We start from the raw sequence: 26489 nt of genomic DNA, 5'->3' as shown, positions 1-26489 counted from the left end.
TCACCCCACCCGCACCACGGAACCGCACCCCGATTGGAGCACCACATGAAGCACAGCACCAGGCGAGCCCTCGCGCTCGCCGCAGCGACCGCCGCAGCGGCCGCCCTCCTCGCCGGCTGCTCGAGCACCGCCTCGACCACCACCCCCACGAGCAAGGCCGGGCTCACCCCCGTGAAGATCCAGCTGCAGTGGGCCGTGCAGGCGCAGTTCGCCGGCTACGTCGAGGCCGTCAAGCAGGGCTATTACAAAGACGAGGGGCTGGATGTCACGCTGGTCCCCGCCGGCGGCGACATCGTGCCGCAGACCCAGCTCGCGAACGGCGCCGTCGACTACGCCATCGCGTGGGCGCCGAAGGCCCTCGCCTCGCGCGAGCAGGGCGCGGCGATCACCGACGTCGCGCAGATCTTCCAGCGCTCTGGCACGCTGCAGATCTCGTTCAAGGACAAGGGCATCACCTCGGTGAAAGACCTCAAGGGCCAGACCGTCGGCAGCTGGGGCGGCGGCAACGAATTCGAGCCGTACGCCGCCATGACGAAGTCCGGGCTCGACCCGGCCACCGACGTCAAGGTCGTGCAGCAGGGCTTCGACATGAACGCCTTCCTGGACGGCGACATCACGGCGGCGCAAGCGATGACCTACAACGAGCTCGCCCAGGTGCTCGAGTCGAAGAATCCGAAGACCGGCAAGCTCTACACGCTCGACGACCTCAACATCCTCAACTGGTCCGACCTGGGCTTCGGCATGTACCAGGACGGGCTCTGGGCCGACACGAACAAGCTGAAGAGCGACAAGGCCTACCAGGCGCAGACGGTCAAGGTGATCGCGGCGACGCTCAAGGGCTGGGTCTACGCGCGTGACCACATCGACCAAACCGCGGCCGATGTCGTCGCCGCAGGCAGCCAGCTCGGCCTCAGCCACCAGACCTGGCAGACGAACGAGGTCGACAAGCTGATCTGGCCCTCGCCCGACGGCATCGGCAAGATCGACAGCAAAGAGTGGGCCCAGACCGTCGACATCGCCTTGCACACCAAGAACGGCAGCGGCGCGACGGTCATCAGCTCGAAGCCCGACAAGGATGCCTACACGAACACCTACGTCGACAAGGCGCTCGCCGAGCTCAAGAAGCAGGGTGTCGACGTCACCGGCGAGGGCTTCAAGCCCGAGACCGTGACGCTGCAGCCCGGCGGCAAGTGACCGGTGGCGGGTGCCGGGCCACGCGGTCCGGCATCCGCTCGCCCGCCGCAATAACCTGAACGAAAACGTAAGGAACCCACATGCCCGAACTCGACCCGGCCGACCAGCAGCTCGCCCTCGATCTCGATCGTGCCCACGTGTTCCACTCGTGGTCGGCGCAGGGGGCGCTGAGTCCGCTGGTCTTCGCGGGTGGCTCGGGCGCCAGGCTGTGGGATCACGAGGGCCGCGAGTACCTCGACATGTCGAGCCAGCTCGTCAACGTGAACATCGGCTACCAGCATCCGCGCGTCGTCGAGGCGATCAAGGCGCAGGCCGACCAGCTCACGACGATCGACCCGAAGCACGCGAACCTCACCCGCGGCCGCGCGGCGCAGCTCATCGTAGAGAAGGCGAACCTCAAGGGCGCCGACTTCGAGAAGGTGTTCTTCACCAACGGCGGCGCCGACGCGAACGAGAACGCAATCCGCCTCGCCCGGCTGTTCACCGGCCGCGACACGGTGCTGTCGACCTACCGCAGCTACCACGGCAACACCGGCGCGGCGATCGTCGCGACGGGCGACTGGCGGCGGATGCCCAACCAGTACGCCCGCGGGCACGTGCACTTCTTCGGCCCGTGGCTCTACCGCAGCGAGTTCTGGGCGAGCACGCCCCAAGAGGAATCGGCCCGCGCCCTGCACCACCTCGAGCGCGTGATCCAGGCAGAGGGCCCCGACACGATCGCCGCCATTCTGCTCGAGACGGTGCCAGGAACCGCCGGGGTGCTCGTGCCGCCGCCCGGCTACATCGAGGGGGTGCGCGAGCTCGCCACGCGCTACGGCATCGTGTTCATCGCCGACGAGGTGATGACCGGCTTCGGCCGCACCGGCGAGTGGTTCGCGCACCAGGGCTTCGGCGTCACGCCCGACCTGATCACCTTCGCGAAGGGCGTCAACTCGGGCTACGTGCCGATGGGCGGCGTCATCATCTCGCCCGCGATCGCGCACGCCTTCGACGAGCGCGTCTTCCCGGGCGGATTGACCTATTCGGGGCATCCGCTCGCCGCCGCCTCGGTGGTCGCAACGATCGAGGCGATGACCGACGAGCGCATAGTCGAGCACGCGGCGCAGCTGGGCGAGTCGGCGATCGGGCCGGCGCTCGCCGCCCTGCAGGCCGCGCACCCCGACCTGGTCGGTGAGGTGCGCGGACTCGGCTGCTTCTGGGCGATGGAGCTGGTGACGGATGCCTCGAGCCGCACTCCCCTGCCCGACGCGGTCATGGCGCGCATCAGGTCGGGGCTGCTCGAGCGGGGTGTGCTGCCGTTCGTGCAGAACAACCGCATTCACGTGGTGCCGCCGCTTGTGGTCACCGAGGCCGAGGTGGCGCAGGCGTTCGAGGCCTACGACGCGGTGCTCTCCGAGGTGGTTCCTTCCTAGGACTCTCCGTCAGACGCCCATTTGGTCGCCGTCGTCGCGCCGCCGAGAGGTGCCCAACCGGCCTGATACCGCGGAATTCCACCGTTTTGGAACACCTCGACGAGGTCGGGTCGGGGCGCCCGCGTCACGCCAGAGACTTCAGCACGTCGATCTCCGCGCCGGGGGCCGCCGGGTCGAAGCCGTGCTCGGCGAGCCAGCGGATGCCCAAGAGGCTGCGCACCGCCCACCACGCGCGCACCCGGTCGCGGTCGACACCGCCGCCGTAGCCGGCGAGCACGTCATCAAGGTGCTCCTCATGCCCGATCGTCAGCGTCGCGAGGTCGAATAGCGCGTCACCACGGCCGGCGGCCGACCAGTCGATGATGCCGGTCACCTGGTCGCCGTCGACGAAGACGTGGTCGAGCTGAAGGTCACCGTGCATGAACACGGGCCGCGAAGACCGCAGTGCTCCTCGCGCGATCTCGCCGCCGCGGGCCAACACCTCCGGCGACAGCAGGTCGGTGCGGGTGAGCGCCTCGCACTCGCCATCGAGCCGCGCCGCGACATCCACCAGGCTGGCACCCTGCCGAGCAGGCATCGGCGCCTCATGCAATCGCCGCACCACAGCGCCGACCGCGGCCCACGCGCTCGCCGGCGCCGGCGACGGCTCGCCGAGCCGCCCCAGTGCCGTGCCGGGAACCCGTGCGAGCGCGAGCACGTTCGGCTTCTGCCACAGGATCGTCGGCGTCGGCACGGGAGCCAGCTCGATCGCTTCGACCTCGGCGTCGATGTTGCCCTGCTCGGAGTCGATCTTGAGGAACACGTCGCCGACGCGCAGGGTCGCACGCGCCTGATGCGCGACGACGATTTCGAGATCGCTCGCGGGGGCGTTGCCGGGGTCATTCGGCGACGAGCTCATAGACATTCCCGTCCGGTCCGCGGAAGTGCTGCCAGGTCGGGCCGGCCTCGCCGAGCAGCTCGATGCCCGCCGCCTGCAGCTCGGCCACGGCTTCCTGGAGATCGCGGACCGCGAACCCGGCAACGGGGCCGGTGTCGAAGTGATCCTTCCCCGGGTAGTCCGGCCCGAACACCTCGACGTTTCGCCCGTCCGGAAGCCGGAACACCCAGAACCCCGGCTCCGTATGCGCCGGCGTCAATCCGAGCACGTTCTCATAGAAGGCGGCCAGCTCCGTTGCTCGCTCGGTGCGTGTCCCGCACCAGCCGAGTCCGGTGATCTCCATAGCTGCAGTATGGCCGCGCACCTCACCGTCTGCCGGTGCGAAAAGCACGCTCATCGCGCGGCGAACGTGCATATCGCACCGTTCTTTCGAACCACCGCGGGCCCGTCAGTCTGCAACGGCCGCGCGGCGGGCCGCCGCGCTCACCAGCACGTCGACGTTGTCGGTGCGCTGCTCGATCGAGCCGCGACCCCGGGGCAGCGCGCGCACCTCGGCATCCGTGATCCCGGTGAGCAGCTGCTCGACGATCACGGGATTCGGGTGCAGGTACGGCCGATCCCAGAACGGCACCGCCGCCTCGGCGGCATCCGTGAGCCCCAGCCCGTTCTGCACCTGCAACAACTCGGCCAGCGCGTCGCCGAGCGCGCGCTGACGGCGCTCAGCATTCGCCGCATTCAACGCGGTGGCGAGGGATGCCTCAAGCCGCGGCGCGCACTCCAGAGAACGGAACACCGTCCCGAACCACTTCGCATACGGCGCCCAGCGGCGCTCGAGCAGGAATGCGAGGTGCATCACCACCTGCACGAGCCGCGCGGCGATGATGCGCGAGCCGACCTCGTCGCCGACATCGGCCGCGCGGCCCATCAGCGGCAGCTCCTGCGCGAGCCGCCCCCAGTCGCACGCCAGCACGTGCCGCCAGAGGTCGTCGGGGTACCACTCGAGCGCCCGCCGCACCGCCGTCAGCTCGCCCGCGCGGTCGGCGAACACGGGCCCCGCGGTGACCTCGAGCACGGCCTGCCCCGAGAGCGACAGCCAGTCGCGGGCCGTCATGCCCGCGCGCGGGTCGAAGCCGACGCGCCCCGTGACGAACCCCGCCACCGACTCGACCTCGACATGGTGCACCGCGTCGGTCTGGCCGGTGAAGGGGAAGCGCGTCGGCAATCCGCGGAACGTCGCGGGAAGCATCCGTTCGACCGCGTCGCGAACGTCACCCACGCGATCCTCAGGCACGAACACGCTCAGCCGCAGGCCCCAGTCGTGATCGCGCGACACAGCATCGTCCAGGCCCAGCACGTCCGAGCCGGCCCCGAGCCGCCCCGCGGCATAGGCCAGCGCGGGGAACCGGGCCCGCAGCAGCGGCTCGACGACCTCGTCGAAGTACGCCCGCGCGAGCGCGATGCCGCCCACCTCGTCAGGAATCACAGGCTCCATCCTGCAGGGCGCTCGCCCCGGCCACTCAGTTTCCCGACACCTGTCTCACAGGCCGGGCCCCATTAGAATCGGGGCCGTGACCGACACCCGCCAGCAGCTGATCGACTTCATCAAGGCCGACGCCGTCTTCCACGGCGACTTCACGCTGACCAGCGGCAAGAAGGCCACCTACTACGTCGACCTGCGCAAGGTCAGCCTCGATCACCGCGTCGCGCCGCTGATCGGGCAGGTCATGCTCGACCTCATCAAAGACGTTCCGGGGGTCGTCGCCGTCGGCGGCATGACCATGGGCGCCGACCCGATCGCCGCCAGCATCCTGCACCAGGGCGCGGCCGCGGGCTACGCCTACGATGCGTTCGTCGTGCGCAAGGAGCCGAAGGACCACGGCCGCGGCCGCCAGGTCGAGGGCCCCGACCTCGCCGGGAAGCGCGTGGTCGTGCTCGAAGACACCTCGACCACGGGCGGCTCGCCACTCGCCGCGATCGAGGCACTGAAGAAGGTCGGCGCAGAGATCGCCGGCGTCGCCGTCGTCGTCGACCGCGCCACCGGGGCGAAGGAAGCCATCGAAGCGGCCGGCTACCCCTATTACGCCGCGATCGGGCTGGAAGACCTGGGACTCGCGTGACCGACGAGACGAATCCGCCGAGCGACGCCGACGAGCCGAAGCCGGGCAGCACCGAGTGGCTGCTCGCTCAGCTGAGCGGCGGCCGCATCGACTCGCGGCGTGGCCGCCGAGAGGCTGAGGCGGCTCTCGAGGCCGCGGGCGTGCCGATTCCGGATGCTTCGACCGAGCAGCCTGCAGCGGAAGAGCCCACCGCCGACACGTCGACCGAGACCGCCGCGTCGCCTGACGAGCGCCCGCGGGCGCGCTTCTCGTGGGAGACCGGAACGCTCGAGGCCGTCGCGCGTGGTGAGGCGCAGGGCGATGCAGCGTCTGCGCCGGCGGCTGCCGACCGCTCAGCCTTGCCCGCGCAGCAGCCGACCACCGAGGAGTTCACCGGCGACCGCGCCGAAGCCGCGCCGGCCGCGTTCCCCGGCCAGCCGAGTGCAACCTCTCCGGGTGCATTCCGCGAGGCGCCGCGCGAAGCCGCGTCGAATCCGTTCCCCGAGGCGCCGCGCGATGAGCAGGCTCTCACCGAGCCGGCCGTCGGCGACTCCATCGACGCCTTCACCGCAGCATCGATCGAGCCCTCGCAGCCCGCCGAGCCGGTCATCCCGTTCATGTGGAACCTGTCGCCGACCGACGACCCCGACCCGGCGCTCAACGCACCTGTCGAGATTCCCGAGCCGTCGTTCGACGAGCCCGACTTCCCGTTCCCCTCGGCCGCGCCGCTCGTCGTTCCGAAGCCCGCGCCGAGGCCGCTGATCACGGATGCGCCGACGGGCGAGCCGAGCGCGGAGCAGCAGCGCGAGGCGCCGCGCGACGGTGAGCCCGACGGCGTGCCCGCGTCCGCCGCCGCAGAGCCAGCCCAGCCCGCAGACGCCGCAGCGACCTCGCTGTTCCCCGACGCAGAGCCGTCGCTCCCGGTGCCCCCGTCGCCGCCGAGCCACGCGCCGCTTCCCCCGGGAACTACGGCGCACGAGTTCGACCCGTTCGCGCAGGACCTCTTCGCACCGACCGAGGCGATCACGCCCGTGCCGTCCGTCGACGAGTTCACGATTCCTGACGAGGACTCGCCGGCGCAGACATCCGTGCCCGCACAGGGCGAGCCCGGCAACGCGGCCGTCGATGACGCGCCTGCCAACGGCGAGCAGCACGTGACCTCCGACTGGAGCGACATCGCCGACATGCTCGGGGCGCACCCCGAGACGGTCGACAACGCGATCGTCAGCCCGATGCCGCCGGTGAACGAGATCCTGCCCTCGTTCGACGCGCTGCTGCCGCGCAACGCGGCGCAGACCCCTGAGGAACCGGCGGCCACCGAGCAGGCCCAGGCAGGCCCCGCCGCAGCGCCGGACCACGCCCCCGTTCCCGCGGCGCCCGCGGCCGCGCCGGCAGCCACGAGCGCATCGAGCCTGTTCGGCCAGCCGCTGGCCGAGGTGCCCCCGCCTCAGCAGCCCGCCGGCGCTCCGCTCGAGCACGCGCGAGGCGGCAGCTCGCTGAACCGCTGGCTGCTGATCGCGGCGGCGATCCTGCTCTTGATCCTCATCGGCATCGGGCTGTTCGCGCTCGGCCGGGCCTTCGCCGCGGGCCGCGACCAGACCCCGGTGGCGTCGACCCACACGGCGACGCCCACGGCCTCGACGACTCCGACACCGTCGGCGACGCCCACCCCGACGCAGACCCAGACCCAAGACCCGGCGGTCGCCGGCAGCGGGCCCCTGCCCGCCGGCCAGAGCTACCAGTGGGATCAGCTGCGTGGCGGCGAGTGCATCAACCCGTTCAGCTCCGCGTGGGCGCAGCAGTTCGCCGTCGTCGACTGCAACGCGCAGCACGCGGCGCAGCTCGTCTACACGGCCCCGTTCGCGACCGACCCGTCGACGCCGTTCCCCGGCGCGCAGGCCATCGCGAGCCAGATCAACCTGCTGTGCAGCAAGCCAGGGGTCGTCGATCTGCACGCGGCCGCCGCATACAGCGACGTCCAGGTGGTCGGGGCCTACCCGGTGAATGCCGACCAGTGGAACTCCGGTCAGCGCAACTACTTCTGCTTCGTCACGCGCTCGTCGAAGCAGCCGTTCACGAGCTCGATCGCGGGGCCGGGGCCGACCAAGTAGGTCTGGCTACAGCATCCCCAGCTCCTGCGCGCGCGTCACGGCGCGCGTGCGGCCGGTCACCTCGAGCTTCTCGAACACATGGATCAGGTGCGTCTTCACCGTCGCCTCGGAGATGAACAGCGCCGCCGCGATCTGGCCGTTGCTGTGACCGGATGCCACGAGCTTCAGCACCTCGAGCTCGCGCGCCGACAGCCGCGGCCCGGCACCGGCGCCTCCCGCCCCTGAGCGCACGCGGGCGACCAGGGCGGCCGCGATCGATGGCGCGAGCGCCGTCTTTCCCGCCGCCACCGCGCGCACCGCCGCCAGGATCTCGTCGGCGGGAGCCGCCTTCAGCAGGTATCCGCTCGCCCCCGCCTCGATCGCCGCGATGATGTCGTCGTCCGTGTCGTAGGTGGTGAGCACGAGCACGCGCGGCGGCCGCGGCGAGCTGAGCAGCTGCTCGGTCGCGGCGACGCCGCCGAGCACGGGCATGCGCAGATCCATGAGGACCACATCAGGCGCGGATGCCTCAGCCAGCGCCACCGCGTCGGAGCCGTCCGCCGCCTCGCCCACCACGTCGATGTCGGGCGCCGCGGCGAGCGTCGCGACGACCCCGCTGCGCACGATCGGGTGATCGTCGGCGACGAGGACGCGAATCACGAGACCGCCAGCGGAATCACCACGGCGAGCTCCGCCCCGCCGCCGGACGGCGTGGTGAGCGAGAGCCGCCCGCCGAGCATCCCCACGCGCTCACGCATGCCGGCCACGCCGAAACCGGCATCACCGTCGCCGGCAGCCGCCCCCACACCCACGCCGTCGTCGCGCACGGTCAGCGCGAGCTCACCGCTCGCCTCGTCGGCGCCGACCGCGATCACCACGTGCGCAGCGTGCGCGTGCTTGCGCACGTTCGCGAGTCCCCCCTGGGCGCAGCGCAGCAGCACGACCTCCTGCTCGCGCGTGAGGTGCCGTTCGCACAGCTCGACCGCGACCGTGACGCCTGTCTCGCGCTCGAACCGCGCGGCCAGCCGATGCAGGGCGTCGCCGAGCCCCTCGCCCGACACGGGCGACATGGTCGCCACGAGGGCGCGCGCTTCGCCGAGCGCGTCGCGCGCCGTCGATTCGATGAGTGAGACGGATGCCTGAGCCTCGCCGACCCGCCCGGAGTCGAGCTGCGCCCCCGCGCGCTCGGCGAGCATCACGAGGCCGGTGAGGCTCTGCGTGACCGTGTCGTGCAGCTCCCGCGCGAACCGGGTGCGCTCGGCGAGCTCGCCGGCTTCGCGGTGCATCGCGGCGAGTTCGCCCTGCGCAGCGGTCAGCTCGGCGAGCAGTCGCGCGCGGTCGGCGCCGTATTCGGCGATGCGGGTGATCCAGATGCCGAGCACGAGTGAGAACGCGACCGACAGCACGGCGACGCCGAGGCCGACGATCCACGGGCTGGCACCTTCGTTGACGGGGCTCAGCCCGTAGCCGAGCATCACGGCGACGCCGATCGCGAGATTCGCCACGGTCGCGGCGCGCAGGCGCCACGGCAGCGTCCACACCAGCGGATACGCGACGCATTGCAGCGTCGCGAGGGCCGGGTAGCGATAGACGCCGACGGCGATCAGGGCGGCCACCAGGCCGGCGCACGCGATCAGCCTGGGGTGTGCCGGTCCGTGTGGCAGTGCGAACTGCGGCCGCGCGAGTAGCACATAGACCAGCGCGAACGCGGCGAGGACTGCCCAGCTGATCGGGTCGCGGTTGAACGGACTCGAGGTGCCGAGCAGCACGCCACAGGCGATCAGGCCGAGGGCCATGACGCCATCCCACCAGCGGGGCTGAACGAGCACGGGGCTATTCTGCCGCGCGGGCGCTTCGGCCACGCATCCGCTCGGGCACGCGCTCACGCACCCGCTCACCCGCGCGATCACGCATCAGCTCACGCATCCTTGCGGATCCAGCGGAAGGTGAGCCGCGTGAGCACGAGCCCCACGACGAGCCAGCCGGCGAGCACGAGCGCGATCCACCCCAGATGCCACTGGCCGCCGACCTCGAGCGCCTTGAACTGGTCCGGCAGGAACACCGAGCGCATGCCCTGTGCCATCCACTTCAGCGGGAAGAAGCTGGCGACGGTCTGCATCCAACTCGGCAGCTGCGAGAACGGCAGGTAGACGCCCGAGATGAACTGCAGGAACAGCAGCAGCGGGATCACGACCGCGGTCGCGCTGCGGCCAGAGCGCGGAACGGCGGACAGCGCCATGCCGAGCAGCGCGCAGGCGAGCAGGCCGAGCACGAAGATCCACAGCAGCTGCAGGTACTTCGCCGGGTCGGTCGGCAGCTCGACGCCGAAGACGAGTCGCGCGAACAGCAGCAGCACCACGACCTGCATCGCGCCGGTCACGAACGTCGAGCCGAGCTTGCCGATAAAGTACGACATCGGCGGCAGCGGGGTGCCGCCGAGGCGCTTCAGCGTGCCGTTGCTCTTCTCGCCGGCGATGGCGACGGCCAGGTTCTGCACCCCCGAGAGCAGAATGCCCGCGGCGACCATCGCCGGCAGGTAATAGGTCGCGAAGTTCACCTGGTGGCCGGCCGGCCCGATGTCGCCCATGCCGCCGAACGCGGCGGAGAAGATGCCGAGCATGATGACGGGGAACAGGAAGGTGAAGAACAGCGCGTCGAACTCGCGGAAGTACGAGATGAACTCGTACTTGGCGCGAACCGCGCCGAGGCCGATGGTGCTCATGCGCTGACCCCCTCGGTCTCGCGGGGCGTGCGGGCCCGGGTGGTGTCGGCGGCGGACGGACCGGACTCGCCCCGCGCCGAACCGACGTCGGCGGCGCTGTCGGCGTCGCCTTCCGCCTCGGTGCCGAGGTGGCCGATCAGCTGCAGATAGATGTCCTCGAGGCTCGGCCTGATCACCTCGAGCGCCGGGGGCTCGCCCTCGAAGGTGGCGACGAGCTCGGTGACGGCCCGCGCAGGCTCATCGGTGCGCAGCTCGCGGATGCGTCCCCCAGCGTCCCTCCACCGCACGATGGGCACGCGCGCCTCGGCACCGCCGATCTGGTCGACCGGGCCCAGGTCGACGAGCCTGCCCGCGGCGATGATGCCCACGCGGTTCGAGAGGTGCGCGGCCTCGTCGAGGTAGTGCGTGGTGAGCAGGATCGTCGTGCCCTCGTCCTGCAGCTGCTTGATGAGCCCCCAGAACTCGCGCCGCGCCACGGGGTCGAAGCCCGTCGTCGGCTCGTCGAGGAACAGCAGCTCCGGCCGTCCGATCACGCCGAGGGCGACATCGAGGCGCCGGCGCTGGCCGCCTGACAGCTTGTGCACGCGGGCGCCCGCCTTCTCGGTGAGCCCGACGGCGGCGATCACCTCGTCGATGCCGCGCGGGTGGGGATAGAACGCGGCGAACTGCTGGAGCGTCTGCCGCACCGTCAGCACGTTCTCTTCGTTGGTCGACTGCAGCACGACGCCGATGCGCGCCTTCCAGTCGAGCAGGGCGCGGCCATGCAGGCGCTGTGGGTCGGCGCCGAGCACGCGCACTTCGCCGCCGGAGCGGTCGTGATAGCCCTCGAGGATCTCCACGGTCGAGGACTTGCCCGCGCCGTTCGGCCCGAGCAGGGCGAACACCTCGCCGCGGGCGATGCTGAAGTCGATGCCGTCGACGGCGAGGACGGAACTCTGGCCGATTCCGTAGCTCTTCCGCAGCCCGACGACGTCGATGACGGGTTCTGGGGTCATGCCATCAGATTGGCTTTCCGGTGCCTGCACCGGAAGCGCCTATGAGGTGGACGCGCCATCAACCGTTCGGTTGATGGCGACCGCGATCACTCTTTCCCGCGGACGAGCTGCGCAACCCCGCTCAGCACCTCGTCGGGCCGGAACGGATACCGGTTGATCTCGGAGTCGTCGCCGGTGATGCCCGACATCACGAGCACGGTGAACAGGCCGGCCTCGATGCCGGCGACGATGTCGGTGTCCATGCGGTCGCCGATCATGCCCGTCGTCTCGGAGTGCGCGCCGATCTTGTTCATCGCCGAGCGGAACATCATGGGGTTCGGCTTGCCGACGATGTACGGCTCGCGGCCGGTCGCCTTGGTGATCAGCGCTGCGATGGCGCCGGTCGCGGGCAGAGGGCCCTCGGCGCTCGGCCCGGTCGCGTCGGGGTTCGTGGCGATGAAGCGCGCGCCGCCGTTGATGAGGCGGATCGCCTTCGTGATCGCTTCGAAGCTGTAGTTGCGCGTCTCGCCGACGACCACGAAGTCCGGGTTGGTCTCGGTCATGATGAAGCCGGCCTCGTGCAGCGCGGTGGTGATGCCGGCCTCGCCGATCACGAAGGCGGTGCCGCCGGGCATCTGGCTGGCGCAGAAGTCGGCGGTGGCGAGAGCGGAGGTCCAGATGCGCTCTTCGGGAACGTCGATGCCCGAGATGCGCAGCCGGGCAGCGAGGTCACGCGGGGTGAAGATCGAGTTGTTCGTCAGAATCAGGTACTCGGTGCCATCGTCGTGCCACTGCTTGAGCAGCTCGGCGGCGCCCGGAAGCGCCTTGTTCTCGTGGACGAGGACCCCGTCCATATCGGTGAGCCAAGAGACGACATCGCCGCGTTCACGCATGTGCCCAGCCTATTGGTCGCGCGCCGCTGCGACGGTCGAGTGGCCCGCGCGAAACGGCCCCGTCCGCTGGTCGAGTGGCCCGCGCGAAGCCGGGCGTATCGAGACCCCCTAGCCTGAACGAGTGACCACTCCGGAAGACGCCGCAGCGACCCCACTTCACGGCGTCGGCCCCTGGCAGGGCGAGTGGCCGCAGGGCGAGGAATACGACCCCGAGCTCCTCGCCCACGGCGACACGCGCAACGTGGTCGATCGCTATCGCTATTGGACGATGGACGCCATCGTCGCCGACCTCGATCGGCGCAGGCATCCGTTTCATGTCGCGATCGAGAACTGGCAGCACGACCTCAACATCGGATCGATCGTGCGCAGCGCGAACGCGTTCCTCGCCGACACGGTGCACATCGTCGGCCGGCGGCGCTGGAACAAGCGCGGCGCGATGGTCACCGACCGCTACCAGCACGTGCTGCACCACGACACGATCGACGAGCTGGTCGCGTGGGCGCGCGAGCGCGGGCTGCCGATCATCGCGATCGACAACGTGCCGGGCTCTGTGCTGATCGAGTCGTTCGCGTTGCCGCGTGAGTGCGTGCTGCTCTTCGGGCAGGAGGGACCGGGGCTGACGGATGCCGCGATCGAGGCCTCAGACGCCGTGGTCGAGATCGCGCAGTTCGGTTCGACCCGCTCGATCAACGCGAGTGCGGCGGCGGCCATCGCGATGCACGCGTGGATCACCCAGCACGCTGATGTCACCGGCACCCGCTAACGTGCCGCCCATGACGACCCTCCGCATCCTCCACCTCTCCGACACGCACCTGCTCGGCGACCCAGAGGCACGTCACAACGGCGTCGACACCACGGCGGCGCTCGACCGCGTGCTCGAGCGGGCGGCTCAGATCGAGGGCATCGGCCTGGTGGTCGCGAGCGGCGATCTGTCCGAAGACGGCTCGGTCGCCGCCTACGAGAAGCTGCGCGATCGGCTCGAGCCGTTCGCGGCCACGCTCGGTGCGCCGACGGCCTACGTCATGGGCAACCACGACCTCCGCGACGGCTTCGAGCAGGTGCTCGGCGCGCGCGACGGCGTGCTCGAGGTGGCGGGGTTCCGCGTGATCCGGCTCGACACCTCGGTGCCCGGCGCGGGCTACGGCGAGCTTTTCCCCGACCAGCTCGATTGGCTGCGCGCGCAGTTGGCGACGGATGCCCCGAGCGGGACGATCGTCGTCATGCACCACGCCCCCGTCCCGGCCTGGAGCGCACTTCTGCGCGCGCTCGAGCTGCAGCGGGCATCCGACGTGCTCGACGTGCTTGCCGGCGGCGACGTCCGCCTCGTGCTCAGCGGTCACTATCACCACTCGGTTGCGACCTGGGCGGGCGGCCTGCCGGTCGTCGTCGCGCCCGGCGTCACGAACACGACGGATGCCGTGGCCCCGGGCGGGCATGAGCGCGCGGCGGCCGGCAGCGGGTTCGCCGTGGTCGACGTGCCCGAGGTCGGTGCGCCCGCGGCGACCTTCGTCAGCGTCCCCTCGGGAGCTGACGAGTGGCTCTTCGATATGGATCCGGAGACGGTCGGCGCGATCGCGAAGGCGTACGGCCCGCGAAGCTGAGCATCCCCCATTCGGGTTACTTTGCGAACGTCAGGTGCACCCTGCAATACTGGGCCGTTCATGGCCCGACATCGACGTACCCCAACCCGCGTGCCCTTCCTGGCGCGGTCGCGTCGCCCAGCGCTGCTGGGTGGCGCACTCGGCGGCGGAACGGCACTCGTCCTCGGTCTGACCGCCTTCGCGATCGTCTCGGCTTCCAGCGACGGCGTCCACTTCAGCTTCTCGGATCGCGCTGACGCGGCGGTCATCGGCAGCACGCACGACATTCCCACCGTCAGCCGCGACCTCGGTTCGGTGACGGCGCCGACGCCCCGTCCGACGCCGACCGCTGCGCCCGCGACTTCTGCGAACGCGCCGGAAGAGAAGCGCGAGACGGTGCAGTCGTCAGACGCCGCCCCGAATACGTCGGCCGCGAAGTCGGCTTCGGCTGCGGCTTCCACCCCTGCGGCATCCTCGACACCTTCGCCGAGTGCCACCGCCACCGTTGCCTCATCGCCGGCTGCGACGTCATCGCCGTCGCCCACGTCGGCGCCTGCGCAGACATCGTCCCCGATTCAGCTGCCGACTCCCGCGCCGACGGACCCGGGTTCCGGCGACAGCGGCCGGCTCTGCCTGCTCGGCATCATCTGCCCGTAGCGAGGGTCGTGCGCGACCGCTCGCGATCTGGCGTTGCCGTGCGGCCGACGTCACACGCCGTGCGCCCGGTGCCCGTGGCGGGAGCCGTCCGCGACCAGATGTCACGGTCTGACGCTACCGAGTGGCCGGCGTCACACCCCGCGTGCGCCCGGGTGCCGATGACCGCCCGTGCAGAGCAGCCTTCATCCGGTTCCGGCTGGTGTCAGGCGCGCAGCCAGCTCGGTTCGAGCGGGCGGCCGGTGAGCTCCGCGCCGTAGGCGAGCACGGGGGTCTGCTCGATCAGCTCGTCGACCTCACGCCAGCCGAGTCCGGCGATTCCGAGCACGCACGAGATCACGAGGACGTGACCGCGTGCAGGCGGCAGGAAGGTGCGCCCGGCTTCTGACAGCACGGAGAGCGCGGTGGATTCGATGAGGCGCGCGAGGGAGCCCGCTTCGATGTCGTCGCGCAGCGCGCCGCTCTCGATGCCACGCTCGATCGTCTCGCGCAGGCGCAGCCGAACCGGCTCGAGCATGCGTGCGACCTGATCGCGGTGCCCGCCGTAGCCCGCGAGGCGCGTCAGTAGCCTGACGTCTTCGCTCTCCGCCCAGAGGCGCGAACCGTGCAGGGCGAGCTCGACGCGGGGGTCGGGGTGGCTGATCGGGTCGAGTTCGGCGGTGAGACGGGCGGCTGCGCGAATGAGGACGGCGTCGATGAGCTCATCTCGTCCGGCGAAGTGGCTGTAGACGGTGCGTCGAGTGAGGCCGGCTTGTCGGGCGATCGGATCGAGCGGAGTGTTGCGGTCCTGCATGAGCAGTACGGTCGCCGCGTCGAGAATGGCTTCGCGATTGGCCTCGGCGTCTTTGCGCGGGGCTCGCTTTCTCGGGTCTGGCATGGAGTGACAGTAGTGCATTGCTTCACCGAGGTGTGAAGCATCCGGGCGCGAGCCGGGAACTCGGGGGCGCTGCCTGTGTCTCCGGTTCGGCGGGAGCGCACAGCACTACCATTGCGGAATGACGGACGAACCCGAAGAACGAGAGACCAAGAACGCAGAGGACCAGTCCGAGCAGGCAGCACGTGGTTCCGAAGATCAGGAGCGCCGCATCTCAGCGGCACCGCCGACGGAGGCGATCATCCTGAAGAGCTCCGACTAGGAGTCCGCCAGGATGAGCACATGAGTCGCGTCGACCCTGCTCTCGTTCCTCGCACTGGGGCCAACACAGGTGGGGCCGACCGGCCTGAGATCGTGTGCATCTGCGGTTCCGTGCGGTTCACGCCCGAGATGCGCGCGGCAAACCGCGATCTGACGCTCGCTGGCGCGGTTGTCATCGCGCCAGGCGAAGTGGACGCGCCGATCTCGGAAGCGCAGAGGGCGGCGTTGAGTGCGTTGCACCTGCGCAAGATCGAGATGGCTGACCGCGTTCTTGTCGTCAACCCGGGTGGCTACATCGGGCAGTCGACCCGCAAGGAGATCGCGTACGCAAAGTCCGTTGGAAAGCCGGTCTCGTTCACCCACCCTGCCTGAACAGCGCCGCAGCGCGTAACGCCACGCGGACGGATGAAGCATGCGGTTTGAGTCGGCGCGGATGCCAGGCAATTCTCCTCGCGCTCTCGCCCAGGCCGGCGCGCTACGAGACCGCTCAGAATCGGCCTACGGGCCGGGTGGTTCTTGCGCGCCGGCTTGTGCTCTGAGTCGTGCGGCTGTGCCGTTGCCTGCGGGTGCCCAGTCGATGACCCGGCCGCCGTGGGCGTAGCGCACTTCTGGGGTTCCGCCCGTCATGCGGATCTGCCAGGGCCCGGAGTCGATTTCGTGGTGGTGGAACCAGCACAGGAGCACCCCGTTGTCGAGGTCGGTGTTGCCGCCGTCTTTGTAGCTGATGACGTGGTGGACCTCGCACCACTGCGCCGGGACACTGCACCCCGGGATCACACAGGTGCCGCCGTCCCGCAGGGCGATCGCGCGCCGCTGGCGCCTCGTGAACCCGCGCACGCTGCGCCCGAGGCGCAGCACCTGCCCGTCGTCGCCGAAGATCACCGTCTGGATCCCGCCGGTGCAGGCGGCCTGCTCGGCCTCTGAGACGGGGACGGGTTCGGGGGTGCCGGCGTAGAACGCCAACCCCTCACCCGAATGAAGCTCCTTCACCGTGGTGGAGATCCACACGGTGGGGTGGTCCCCGCCCATCTCCGGCACCTCAGCCGAGCGGGCCTGGGAGGCGCAGATATCCCGGAACAGGTCCGCCCGCTTCTGCCCCGCCGTGCGCGAGTCCTCAGGCGTGACCTCGTCGGCGGGGGCGAAGGTGACGGTCTTCCTCCCCTTCGGGTTGATGAACGCGTCGAACAGCCCCCGTGCGACGGCCGCATGCCCAGCCGGAAGCAGACCGGACACCTTCGCAGCGCCGTCGACGGTCGGGCCGATGGAGAAGTACCGCTGCGCCATCGCCTTCTGCGCCTGATCCTCCACGGCCGTGATATCGAGCAGTGCGGCCTTCTCGGCGGCTCGTGCTTTCACCTCGTCGGCACCGGCCGTGGTGGCCAGCTCGACGAGCTCCGCCTCGACCAGGGCCACCTGAACGGCGTCGGCGCGGCCGAGATCCTTCCCGGCGGCCTTCTGCAACTCCCCACTGATCGCCGCGGCCGCCTCCCGGCCGATGCGCCCGTCCAGAACCGCGGCCTCCACGGCCGGCAGCTTCTTCAACTCGGTCGCCTGGGCGACGAGCTTCTGAGCTTCCTTGCCCGAGGACTTCGTCAGACCCTGGATCGCCCCGGCGGCGGTCTTGAACCCCAACCGGCGCGCCAGGGAGTCCGGCGCCTCGGGGTCCGAGCGGTGCTGCACCTCCCCGGCCACCGCCAGCTCCATCGCATCCAGGTGTCGGTGCACCGCGGCAAGATCCTCCGCCAGCCGCACCAACTGCCCATCCGTCAAAACCGCAGGATCCACCGGCAGCACAGCAGAAAGACGCGCAAGCGCCCCGCACGCGGCAGACCCGACCTTCGACATAGAACAAGACTACGCCAAGCATCCGACAATCGCTAGGAAATAATAGAACACTTATTCACATGTCCGCGGGAAGGGCCAACTTCTCCACACCCAGCCCCACAGCCCGAGGCATCCGTGCGCCCAGCTTGCGCCGCACGCGCCACCAGACCAGCCCGCTACAACTCAGGCGACTCCCGCTCTTCACCCTCGGCGCCCGCGCGAATGTGGTGACGAATCACCTCATTCACGACGAAGTTGAACCACTTCTCGGCGAACTCGGGGTCGAGGTTGCTCTCGAGCGCCAGCTCGCGCAACCGCGCGATCTGCCGATGCTCGCGCTCGGGGTCGGCGGCAGGCAGGCCGAACTCGGCCTTCAGAACGCCGACCTCCTGCGTGAACTTGAACCGCTCGGCGAGCAGGTGAATCAGGGCGGCGTCGATGTTGTCGATGCTCTGACGGATCCGCAGCAGCTTCTGCCACGCAGCCTCAGCGCTGTCGGGTTCGGTGGGGCACATGACTGAAACCCTAGGGCGAAATCAGGGCGACCGGATGCCGCACAGCGCCACCCATCACAGGAAAGCCGGCACCACCGCGGTCGGCGAGCCGGCAGGCACGCGCTGCACGATCTCGCCGGGCACCCCGTCGGCGCCGAGCGCGAACACAGTCACCTCGCCGCCGAGCTGGTTCGCGACGTACAGCCGCGACCCCTGCACGAAGTGGTGACGTGGCCAATCGGCGCCCGATGGCACCGAGGCGACGGGCCGCGGCGCCTCGCCCGCGCCCGGCGCGCCCACGGCGAGCACCGCCACGACATTCGAGCGCCGCACGGTGGCGTACAGCAGCGTCTCGTCGTCAGACAGCGACAGGTGCGCCGCGTACTCCCCCGCCTCGCGCGGCACCGACCGCAACGGCGACGACCCCGCGATCGCATACCGCCCGTCGGCCCCCGGCGCCAGAACGAACACAGAAACCGCGTACTCGCAGATCACATAGAGCCGCCCGTCAGAGGCGGCAGCGACGTGCCGTGGCCCCACCCCATAGGGGAAGACCACCTGGTAGTCGAGCTCGAGCGCCCCCGACGCCGCGTCGAACCGCCACACGCGGGCCAGGTCGAATCCCAGGTCGATCGTGAGCACCCGCCCGTCGGCGAGAAACTGCGTGTAGTGCGCCCTGCTCACGCGCGGGGCATAGTCGGGGCGCGGCGCGACCATCTCGGTCTCGGGCACGCCCGCGTACGGGTCGAGCGCGGCCGAGGCATCCGTTCGCCCCGAAATCGCGCCCGTCTGCGCATCGAGCGCGTACACGAGCACCTCGCCGGAGCCCCAGCACGCGACCACCGCGAAGCGCCCGTCCGGGTCGATCGCGATGTGGCAGGCGGCCTCGCCTGCCGCGACCGGCTCGCCGAGCGGCGCGAGCGCGCCGCCCGTGCCGATTGAGAACGCGCGGAACGTCGCGTCCTTCTCGCCCACGGCATAGAGCACAGGCAGAGACGGATGCTGCGCCACGAAGCTCGGGCTCGGGGTAGCCGCCGCGAGCTTCACCTCGGTCAGCATGCCGTCTGCCTCGACGGAGGCGTGCAGGATGCCTTCGCCGACGCCGTCCATGTCGGGGGTGTAGCCGCCCAGCCAGACCGACGCGGCCACCGTCAGCCGATCAGGTCGTGACGCACGATGATCGCGTCGCGCTCGGGCCCGACCCCGATCGCCGAGATACGGCAGCCCGAGAGTCGCTCGATCGCAAGCACGTAGTCCTGCGCGGTCTGCGGCAGCTCCTCGAAGGTGCGGGCGCCCGAGATGTCTTCGCTCCAGCCCGGGAACTCCTCGTAGATCGGCTTCGCGTGGTGGAAGTCGGACTGCGAGACGGGGACCTCGTCGAAGCGCACGCCGTCCACGTCGTACGCGACGCACACGGGGATCTTCTCGAGCCCGGTGAGCACGTCGAGCTTCGTCAGCACGAGGTCGGTGAGGCCGTTGACGCGCGAGGCGTAGCGCGCGATCGGCGCGTCGTACCAGCCCGGGCGGCGGCGGCGGCCCGTGGTGGTGCCGAACTCGTGGCCGTTCTCGACGAGGAAGTCGCCCCACTCGTCGAACAGCTCGGTCGGGAACGGGCCGGCGCCGACGCGCGTGATGTACGCCTTGGCGATGCCGATGATGCGGGTCAGCTGCGACGGCCCGACGCCCGATCCGGTGGCCGCACCGCCCGCGGTCGCCGACGACGAGGTGACGAACGGATAGGTGCCATGGTCGACGTCGAGCATGGTCGCCTGGCCGCCCTCGAACAGCACGTTCTTGCCAGCGTCGATCGCCTGGGTCAGCTCGAGGCCGGTGTCGGTGACCATCGGCGCGAGGCGCTCGGCATACGACAGCAGCTCGTCGACGACCTCGTCGACCGTGATCGCGCGGCGGTTGTAGACCTTCACCAGCAGCTGGTTCTTCTGGAAGAGCGCCCCTTCGACCTTCTGCCTCAGGATCGACTCGTCGAAGAGGTCCTGCACGCGGATGCCGACGCGGTTGATCTTGTCGGCATACGCAGGCCCGATGCCGCGCCCCGTGGTGCCGATCTGCCGCTTCCCGAGGAAGCGCTCGGTGACCTTGTCGAGCGTGCGGTGGTACGAGGCGATGATGTGGGCGTTCGCCGAGATCTTGAGCTTCGAGGTGTCGAGGCCGCGCGCGTTCAGCGCATCGAGCTCTTCGAACAGCACCTCGGGGTCGATGACAACGCCGTTGCCGATCACGGGCACGACGCCCTCGGTCAGAATCCCCGACGGAAGCAGGTGCAGCGCGTACTTCTCATTGCCGATCACGACGGTGTGACCGGCGTTGTTGCCGCCGTTGAACTTGACGACGTAGTCGATGCGGCTGCCGAGCAGGTCGGTCGCCTTGCCCTTGCCCTCGTCGCCCCATTGGGCGCCGACGATCACGATTCCGGGCACGTGGTCCTCCTCATGCTGGAGCGGTGGACCGCGCTATCGGTCCACCCCATCCTATCGAAGCGTCTATTTTCCCCACGGACGTTCGCGACAGGGCGATATGAAAGGATGCCTGACCGATGCCGCGACCGCGGCATTCGTCGTATCAGGGAGACCCGTGAACACTTCTGCGCTCACCAAGTCCGCCGCCGCCATCACTCTCGCCGCGCTCACCGTGCTCGGCGCGGCCGCCTGCTCGTCCGGCGCCGCGAAGTCGGCAGGTGCGAAAGCGGAGCAGCCGAGCGCCAGCGCGAGCGGCACGCCGAAGCCCGGCATCGGCACGAAGACCCAGTGCATGGCCCTTGAGGCGAAGCTGCTGAGCTCCGCCGGCGGGCTGCAGAGCGCGATCACCACGCTCAGCTCTGGCGGTGACCCGAGCAGGGCGCTGCCGGCACTGCAGAGCTTCGCGACGCAGCTGCAGGCGCAGGCCGACAAGGCGACGGACCCGGCGCTGCAGCCCGTCGCACACAAGGTCGAGACCGACTACACCGCCTTCGTGGCGACGGCCCAGGCCGCCTCAGACGCCTACGCCGCCAAGAACCCGGCCGCGGTGCAGGCGCAGGCCGCGAAGTTGAAGAGTCAGGAGTCGACTCTGCAGTCCGATGTCGGCGCCCTGCGCAGCGTCTGCGACTAACAGCTACTCAGCCAGGTGCCGCGGGGCCCGCTGCGGGCGCTCCTCGGGGGCGACGTAGAACGCACCCTCGGTGTAGCCCACCACGGGCCCGAAGTGCTCGGGCAGCGTCGAGCGGTGCGCAGAGGCGAGCTCTTCGAGGCCGACGGTGAAGAGGCCCTGCACCTCGAGGGTCGGAACCTCTCCGCTCACGGCATCCGTCACGCCGACGCGCGCGACCGGGAAGCCGCGGCCCTCGCACAGGCCGCGGAACTCCACGTCGTCCTCGCGCGGCACCGAGACGATCACGCGCGCGGTCGACTCGGAGAACAGCGCGGTCGCGGCGTCGATGCCGTCACGCTCGAGCACCTCGTCGAGCACGATGCGCGCGCCGACGCCGAAGCGCAGCACCGATTCGGCCAGCGACTGCGCCAGGCCGCCGTCGGCGAGGTCGTGCGCAGAGGTGACGATGCCCTTGATGGCGGCGGCGTGCAGCAGCTCGGCGAGCGCCTTCTCGCGCTGCAGGTCGACGGCGGGCGGGCGGCCGCCGAGGTGGCCGTGCACGGTGCCGGCCCAGGCAGAGCCGTCGAGCTCGAGCGCGGTGGTGCCGAGCAGGTAGATGTTCTCGCCCGGGTCCTGCCAGCCGGACGGGATGCGGCGCGCAACGTCATCGATCACGCCGAGCACACCGACGACGGGCGTCGGGAAGATCGGCGTCGTGCCGGTCTGGTTGTAGAACGAGACGTTGCCACCCGTGACGGGGATCTCGAGCTCGAGGCATCCGTCACTCAGTCCTTCGACGGCCTGCGAGAACTGCCACATCACCTCGGGGTTCTCGGGGCTGCCGAAGTTGAGGCAGTCGGTGACGGCCATCGGCACGGCGCCAGACACGGCCACGTTGCGGTAGGCCTCGGCGAGCGCGAGCTTCGCGCCCTGCGCCGGGTCGAGCTGGCAGTAGCGGCCGTTGGCGTCCGTTGCGATCGAGAAGCCGAGACCGGATTCCTCGTCGACGCGGATCATGCCGGCGTCCTCGGGGAACGCGAGCGCCGTGTTGCCGCCGACGTAGTAGTCGTACTGGTTGGTGACCCAGCTCTTGTCGGCGAGGTTCGGCGAGCCGGCGAGCGCCAGGAACTGCTCGCGCAGCTCGGCGCGGCCGTCGTCCGTCGTGGTGTCCGGGCGGGCGAGACCGGCTGCGGAATCCGCCTGCAGCGCGTCGATCCACTCGGGCCGCGCGACGGGCCGGTCGTAGACGGGGCCGTCGATCGCGACGGTGCGCGGGTCGACATTGACGATCTCCTCACCGCGCCACTGGATGACCAGGCGGCCGGTGTCGGTGACCTCGCCGAGCACGCTGTACTCGACGTCCCACTTCTTCAGCACCGCGTCGAACGCCTCGAGCTTGTCGGGGTGCACGACGGCCATCATGCGCTCCTGCGACTCGCTCATCAGGATCTCTTCCGCCGTGAGCGACGGGTCGCGCAGCAGCACCGAGTCGAGCTCGACGAACATGCCGCCGTCGCCGTTGGAGGCGAGCTCGCTGGTCGCGCACGAGATGCCCGCGGCGCCCAGGTCTTGGATGCCGTCGACGAGCTGCTTCTGGAAGAGCTCGAGGCAGCACTCGATGAGCACCTTCTCGGCGAACGGGTCGCCGACCTGCACCGCGGGGCGCTTGGTGGGGCCGGTGGAGCTGAACGTGTCGGATGCCAGGATCGAGGCGCCGCCGATGCCGTCGCCGCCGGTGCGGGCCCCGAAGAGCACGACCTTGTTGCCGACGCCCTCGGCATTGGCGAGGTGCAGGTCCTCGTGCCGAAGCACGCCGACCGCGAGCGCGTTGACGAGCGGGTTGCCCTGGTACACCGGGTCGAAGTAGGTCTCGCCGCCGATGTTCGGCAGGCCGAGGCAGTTGCCGTAGTGCGAGATGCCGGCGACGACGCCGTGCACGACGCGCGCCGTGTCCGGGTCGTCGATCTTGCCGAAGCGCAGCTGGTCCATGACGGCCACGGGGCGCGCGCCCATCGAGATGATGTCGCGCACGATGCCGCCGACGCCCGTCGCTGCGCCCTGGAACGGCTCGATATAAGACGGATGGTTGTGCGACTCCACCTTGAAGGTGACGGCCCAGCCCTCGCCGATGTCGACGACACCCGCGTTCTGGCCCATGCCGACCATCAGGTTCTTGCGCATGTTGTCGTTGACCTTCTGGCCGAAGATGCGCAGGTACTTCTTGCTCGACTTGTAGGAGCAGTGCTCAGACCACATCACCGAGTACATGGCCAGCTCGGCGCTCGTGGGCCGGCGGCCGAGGATCGCCTTGATCTGCTCGTACTCGTCGGCCTTGAGGCCCAGCACGTCGTAGGGCTGCTGCTTCTCGGGCGTCGCGGCCGCGTTGGCGGTCGTGTCGAGACCGGCGGAAGGAACGTGGATGGTCTCGGTGGCGTCAGTCACGTGCCGATTCTACCGGCGCGTTTCTGAGCGCGATTCCGATACGGATGCCTGCGCAGACGGCTCCTGGATCGCCGAAACGGTCACCCCAGCCGGTACGCGCGGTTCTTCGACTGCGGCGGCGCGGTCGGTATGACGGCGCGCTGATCGATCAGCACGCGCAGACGCTGCCGCACCACGTTGACCGTCGAGCCGGCGCGATCCGCGATGTCCTGGACCCCGAGCTCGCCGGCGTCCCTGATCGCCGCGACGATGCGCTCGTCGAGCGCGCCCCGCACGGCGGGTTCCCGCGGCGGCGAGCTGAACACTCCAGGGGCCACCTCGCGCACTTCCTCGTGCTGGAGTCGCGGCCCGCGGCGATAGGCCTCGCCCGGCCGCGCCGGGTAGCGCAGCCACCCCTCGTCGACGAGCGAGCGCAGCACGTCCTGCGCGTCGTGGGAGTCGATGCCGAGCAGAGCCCGCAGCAGCTGGTCCTCGACGTCGAGCTCGCGATGCACCAGCGCGAGCACGCGCTGCTGGTCGGGCTCGAGCCCGTCCGCGCCGATGTCTGCGAGCCACTCGTCGACATCGGGCGACAGCAGACCATGTCGCTCAAGCACCACGGTCATGCTCGTCAGCGTGGCTTCGAAGCGCGGCGCGGCCAGGCCCGCGCGCCCGAGCGAGCCCGTCATGCGGGGGATGCCGCTGCCGGCGTTCTCAGAGACGGTGTCGCCCGTTCCCGGCAGCGGAATGTCGGTGAGCAGCGTCGCGAGGCGCGCATTTCGCGAGCGCGAATTGCCGTCGAACAGCTCGGTCACGCGGCGGCCGCCCCAGATTCCGCCGGGATTGTGGATCTCGAGACGGTCGGGGTACAGCTCGAGCCGCACCTGGTCGCCCAGTGCCATCGGACTGTAGTCGCGGTGCGTCACCGCGTTGACGATGGCCTCGCGCAGCGCGTCGATGGGGATCTCCGGCTCGTCGAACGCGCCGGCGCCGCGGCTGACCCGCCGGTGCTGCAGGTTCGCGAGCACGGCGCGCACGGCGTCGTCGACCATGACGGGAATCGGCCCCTCCAGAGTCCGCCGGTCAAGCATCCGCACATCGCCGACGACGGAATCCTTCGTCAAGCCCGCATACGAGTTGAACGTGATCATCGCCTGGGGGAAGAACTGCTGGGGGTACGCGCCGAACGCGAGCAGGCCGGCGAGCGTCGGCGTGGAGCGGTCGCCCGAGAGCACCTTCATCCGGGTGAGCACGTCGAGATCGCTCGTCAGGCCGGCGACCGCGCGCGGCCGGACCCGTCGCAGCCGGGTGACGAAGCGGTCGACGAGCTCACCGTCGAGATCGTCGACCGTGGCAGACTCGACCGGCTCGACGTCGGTGGTGGGCTGCGAGGCATCCGTTCGCAGCAGGAAGACGCCGTACCGGCCCATCACGCGATCACCGTCGGCGACGCGCTGGTAGCTGCCGTTCTCGATGCCCTGGGTCGTGACATAGCAGGGGCGCTGGTCGGCCGGCAGCTCTTCGACGTCGATGACGACGACCGGCGCGCCATCGACCTCGGCGACGTCGATGACGCCGCTCGGCGTCGGCGTGACGGGCCCCGGAATGTCGCGGGGCGAGCGCGGTCGGAATGCTTCGGCGACGGCGTCCCGCACCTTCGAAGCGTCGAAACCGGGGGCGGGCTCGAAGCCCTTCGCCTCGTCCAGCCCGAGGATGACGAGACCGCCGTCGCGGTTGCTGAACGAGCTGATCGTCGGCCAGAGACTGCGCGGCACGCCCTGCGCGGCCGCCTTGACCTCGACCTGGGTCAGGTCGGTGCCCGCGCGCCGCAGCCGCGCGACCACCTCGTCAAGCGGGCCCTGGCTGGTCTCCATCACTGTTCCTCACTCGATCAGTGAAGTTCACTGATCACCATCAGTGAACTTCACTGATCGCGATCACTCATCTTCACTGAAGGGGCATCACTGAACTTCAGTGACGCAGATCACTGAAGTGCACTGTAGTGAGCAGCACTGACACCACTGCGGTGACGCGCTCGGCTGTCGAAAGACGTCCAGCCGCGGCTTGCGAGAATGGACCGTGCCCGATCTCGGACTTCTCCTTGACGTCGACGGACCGATCGCCTCGCCCGTCACCCGCTCCATCGCCATCCCGTCCATCGCCGACGACCTCGTGACCCTCGTCGGCGCGGGCGTGCCGATCGCCTTCATCACCGGCCGCAGCGACGCCTTCATCGAGCAGCAGGTCGTTGAGCCGCTGCTCGCACGCGGCCTGGCCGAGGCGCTCGGCAAGCCGGGCGCCCGCATGTTCGGCGTGTTCGAGAAGGGCGGCGCCTGGGCCGCGATCACCCCGGCCGGGATGGCGCCGGTGAGCGTCGACGAGACGGTCGCCCCGTCCAGATCGTTGATCTCAGACATCCGGATGCTTGTCCAGAACCGCTTCGCCGACTCGATGTTCTTCGACGAGACCAAGCGAGCGATGATCTCAGTCGAGCAGAGCCGCGAGGTCGAAGCATCCGTCTATCTCAAAGCCCAGGCGCACTTCGACACGTACGCCTTCGACGTGCTCGTCGACCACGGAATCGGCGTATCTCATCGCGACCGCGTCGCACCCGACGTGAACGGCGACGTGACCTTCCGCCTCGACTCGACGATCATCTCGACCGACATCGAGTCGGTCGTGCTCGACAAGGACCGCGGCGCTCAGCGCGCCCTCGAGTACTTCGAGGCGGTCGGCGGCGAGTTGCCGCGCACCTGGCGCTCTGTGGGCGACTCGCGCAGCGACTACAAGATGGCGGACTTCCTGCACGAGGCCGGCTTCGATGCGGCGCACGTCGACGTGCGGCCGTCGGACGGCGTGCTCGACAAGCCGTACCCCGTCATCACCGAGCACGGGGCCGTGCACGATGAGGCCGGCGCAATCTTCCTGCGGTACTGGGTCGACAGGCTGCGGCTGGCGTAGCCCGCGCGGTGTGGTGGGGTGCGGTGCGCGTGCCCGCCCGCCCTCGGCTCGGCGTGCCCTCGCGCCCTCGGCTCG

26 protein-coding genes are annotated in these 26489 nt (G+C 70.0%); 11 read left to right on the top strand and 15 right to left on the bottom strand.

Annotated elements, in window-relative coordinates; all coding sequences use genetic code 11:
* The first annotated feature begins 45 nt into the window (after positions 1-45).
* Both ABD736_RS09625 and ABD736_RS09620 read left to right on the top strand, forming a co-directional pair.
* Positions 46-1194, top strand: a complete 1149-nt coding sequence (locus ABD736_RS09625; protein WP_344791536.1) for an ABC transporter substrate-binding protein — start codon at positions 46-48, stop codon at positions 1192-1194.
* 80 nt (positions 1195-1274) lie between these two features.
* Positions 1275-2606 carry an aspartate aminotransferase family protein gene (locus ABD736_RS09620; protein WP_344791535.1) on the top strand — a complete coding sequence of 444 codons (1332 nt, stop codon included), beginning with the start codon at positions 1275-1277 and terminating at the stop codon, positions 2604-2606.
* Between the two features lie 124 nt (positions 2607-2730).
* Here ABD736_RS09620 and ABD736_RS09615 read toward each other — a convergent pair whose 3' ends face one another.
* The 3 genes from ABD736_RS09615 to ABD736_RS09605 form a co-directional block, all read right to left on the bottom strand.
* Positions 2731-3504, bottom strand: coding sequence for a phosphotransferase family protein (locus ABD736_RS09615; protein ID WP_344791534.1), 774 nt, complete (start codon positions 3502-3504; stop codon positions 2731-2733).
* Positions 3485-3826, bottom strand: a complete 342-nt coding sequence (locus ABD736_RS09610) for a VOC family protein (protein ID WP_344791533.1) — start codon at positions 3824-3826, stop codon at positions 3485-3487. Before ABD736_RS09610 ends, ABD736_RS09615 begins: the two co-directional genes overlap by 20 nt.
* Before the next feature lie 105 nt (positions 3827-3931).
* Positions 3932-4966 (bottom strand): DUF4037 domain-containing protein, encoded by a 1035-nt coding sequence (locus ABD736_RS09605; protein WP_344791532.1) that lies wholly within the window; start codon positions 4964-4966, stop codon positions 3932-3934.
* An 85-nt stretch (positions 4967-5051) separates the two neighbouring features.
* On the opposite strand from ABD736_RS09605, the gene pyrE reads away from it, so the two are divergent.
* Entirely contained in the window at positions 5052-5600 is a 549-nt protein-coding gene (gene pyrE, locus ABD736_RS09600; RefSeq protein WP_344791531.1) for an orotate phosphoribosyltransferase, read from the top strand.
* Positions 5597-7690 (top strand): hypothetical protein, encoded by a 2094-nt coding sequence (locus ABD736_RS09595; RefSeq protein WP_344791530.1) that lies wholly within the window; start codon positions 5597-5599, stop codon positions 7688-7690. Before pyrE ends, ABD736_RS09595 begins: the two co-directional genes overlap by 4 nt.
* Before the next feature lie 6 nt (positions 7691-7696).
* Here ABD736_RS09595 and ABD736_RS09590 read toward each other — a convergent pair whose 3' ends face one another.
* The 5 genes from ABD736_RS09590 to ABD736_RS09570 form a co-directional block, all read right to left on the bottom strand.
* The gene (locus tag ABD736_RS09590; protein ID WP_344791529.1) at positions 7697-8329 is read right to left on the bottom strand and encodes a response regulator; all 633 of its coding nucleotides are present in this window, start codon (positions 8327-8329) and stop codon (positions 7697-7699) included.
* Positions 8326-9498: a sensor histidine kinase gene (locus ABD736_RS09585; protein ID WP_344791528.1), complete on the bottom strand. Its 1173-nt coding sequence runs from the start codon at positions 9496-9498 to the stop codon at positions 8326-8328. Before ABD736_RS09585 ends, ABD736_RS09590 begins: the two co-directional genes overlap by 4 nt.
* A gap of 89 nt (positions 9499-9587) precedes the next feature.
* Positions 9588-10391, bottom strand: a complete 804-nt coding sequence (locus ABD736_RS09580; RefSeq protein ID WP_344791527.1) for an ABC transporter permease — start codon at positions 10389-10391, stop codon at positions 9588-9590.
* The gene (locus tag ABD736_RS09575; protein WP_344791526.1) at positions 10388-11386 is read right to left on the bottom strand and encodes an ABC transporter ATP-binding protein; all 999 of its coding nucleotides are present in this window, start codon (positions 11384-11386) and stop codon (positions 10388-10390) included. Before ABD736_RS09575 ends, ABD736_RS09580 begins: the two co-directional genes overlap by 4 nt.
* A gap of 86 nt (positions 11387-11472) precedes the next feature.
* Positions 11473-12258 (bottom strand): HAD-IIA family hydrolase, encoded by a 786-nt coding sequence (locus ABD736_RS09570; RefSeq protein ID WP_344791525.1) that lies wholly within the window; start codon positions 12256-12258, stop codon positions 11473-11475.
* 121 nt (positions 12259-12379) lie between these two features.
* Between ABD736_RS09570 and ABD736_RS09565 the strand changes: the two genes are divergently transcribed.
* From ABD736_RS09565 to ABD736_RS09555, 3 genes are all read left to right on the top strand, one after another.
* Entirely contained in the window at positions 12380-13021 is a 642-nt protein-coding gene (locus ABD736_RS09565) for a TrmH family RNA methyltransferase (RefSeq protein WP_344791524.1), read from the top strand.
* Positions 13022-13031: 10 nt separating this feature from the next.
* Complete coding sequence (locus ABD736_RS09560) at positions 13032-13859, top strand: metallophosphoesterase (RefSeq protein ID WP_344791523.1); 828 nt, start codon at positions 13032-13034, stop codon at positions 13857-13859.
* 90 nt (positions 13860-13949) lie between these two features.
* A complete protein-coding gene (locus tag ABD736_RS09555) occupies positions 13950-14495 on the top strand; it encodes a hypothetical protein (RefSeq protein WP_344791522.1) in 546 nt (181 codons plus the stop codon).
* Between the two features lie 202 nt (positions 14496-14697).
* Here ABD736_RS09555 and ABD736_RS09550 read toward each other — a convergent pair whose 3' ends face one another.
* Positions 14698-15369, bottom strand: a complete 672-nt coding sequence (locus tag ABD736_RS09550; protein ID WP_344791521.1) for a TetR/AcrR family transcriptional regulator — start codon at positions 15367-15369, stop codon at positions 14698-14700.
* Positions 15370-15487: 118 nt separating this feature from the next.
* Here ABD736_RS09550 and ABD736_RS09545 point away from each other — a divergent pair, with 118 nt between their 5' ends.
* Complete coding sequence (locus ABD736_RS09545) at positions 15488-15628, top strand: hypothetical protein (RefSeq protein ID WP_344791520.1); 141 nt, start codon at positions 15488-15490, stop codon at positions 15626-15628.
* Between the two features lie 110 nt (positions 15629-15738).
* Complete coding sequence (locus tag ABD736_RS09540; RefSeq protein ID WP_425555004.1) at positions 15739-15999, top strand: hypothetical protein; 261 nt, start codon at positions 15739-15741, stop codon at positions 15997-15999.
* A 126-nt stretch (positions 16000-16125) separates the two neighbouring features.
* Here ABD736_RS09540 and ABD736_RS09535 read toward each other — a convergent pair whose 3' ends face one another.
* The 4 genes from ABD736_RS09535 to ABD736_RS09520 all read right to left on the bottom strand — a co-directional run bounded on the left by ABD736_RS09535 (position 16126) and on the right by ABD736_RS09520 (position 20383).
* The gene (locus tag ABD736_RS09535; RefSeq protein WP_344791519.1) at positions 16126-17472 is read right to left on the bottom strand and encodes an HNH endonuclease signature motif containing protein; all 1347 of its coding nucleotides are present in this window, start codon (positions 17470-17472) and stop codon (positions 16126-16128) included.
* Positions 17473-17627: 155 nt separating this feature from the next.
* A complete protein-coding gene (locus ABD736_RS09530; protein ID WP_344791518.1) occupies positions 17628-17966 on the bottom strand; it encodes a chorismate mutase in 339 nt (112 codons plus the stop codon).
* A gap of 54 nt (positions 17967-18020) precedes the next feature.
* Positions 18021-19094: a lactonase family protein gene (locus tag ABD736_RS09525; RefSeq protein ID WP_344791517.1), complete on the bottom strand. Its 1074-nt coding sequence runs from the start codon at positions 19092-19094 to the stop codon at positions 18021-18023.
* 2 nt (positions 19095-19096) lie between these two features.
* The gene (locus ABD736_RS09520; protein WP_344791516.1) at positions 19097-20383 is read right to left on the bottom strand and encodes an adenylosuccinate synthase; all 1287 of its coding nucleotides are present in this window, start codon (positions 20381-20383) and stop codon (positions 19097-19099) included.
* A 154-nt stretch (positions 20384-20537) separates the two neighbouring features.
* On the opposite strand from ABD736_RS09520, the gene ABD736_RS09515 reads away from it, so the two are divergent.
* Entirely contained in the window at positions 20538-21053 is a 516-nt protein-coding gene (locus ABD736_RS09515) for a hypothetical protein (protein ID WP_344791515.1), read from the top strand.
* A gap of 3 nt (positions 21054-21056) precedes the next feature.
* Here ABD736_RS09515 and purL read toward each other — a convergent pair whose 3' ends face one another.
* Both purL and ABD736_RS09505 read right to left on the bottom strand, forming a co-directional pair.
* Complete coding sequence (gene purL, locus ABD736_RS09510; RefSeq protein WP_425555003.1) at positions 21057-23474, bottom strand: phosphoribosylformylglycinamidine synthase subunit PurL; 2418 nt, start codon at positions 23472-23474, stop codon at positions 21057-21059.
* 80 nt (positions 23475-23554) lie between these two features.
* The gene (locus ABD736_RS09505; RefSeq protein WP_344791514.1) at positions 23555-25327 is read right to left on the bottom strand and encodes an ATP-binding protein; all 1773 of its coding nucleotides are present in this window, start codon (positions 25325-25327) and stop codon (positions 23555-23557) included.
* Between the two features lie 205 nt (positions 25328-25532).
* On the opposite strand from ABD736_RS09505, the gene ABD736_RS09500 reads away from it, so the two are divergent.
* Positions 25533-26414 (top strand): hypothetical protein, encoded by an 882-nt coding sequence (locus ABD736_RS09500; protein WP_344791513.1) that lies wholly within the window; start codon positions 25533-25535, stop codon positions 26412-26414.
* Positions 26415-26489 lie beyond the last annotated feature (75 nt).

It is taken from the genome of Gryllotalpicola daejeonensis (assembly GCF_039538145.1).
Classification (GTDB): Bacteria; Actinomycetota; Actinomycetes; order Actinomycetales; family Microbacteriaceae; genus Gryllotalpicola; species Gryllotalpicola daejeonensis.
This window is presented reverse-complemented; position numbering and strand designations above follow the sequence as displayed.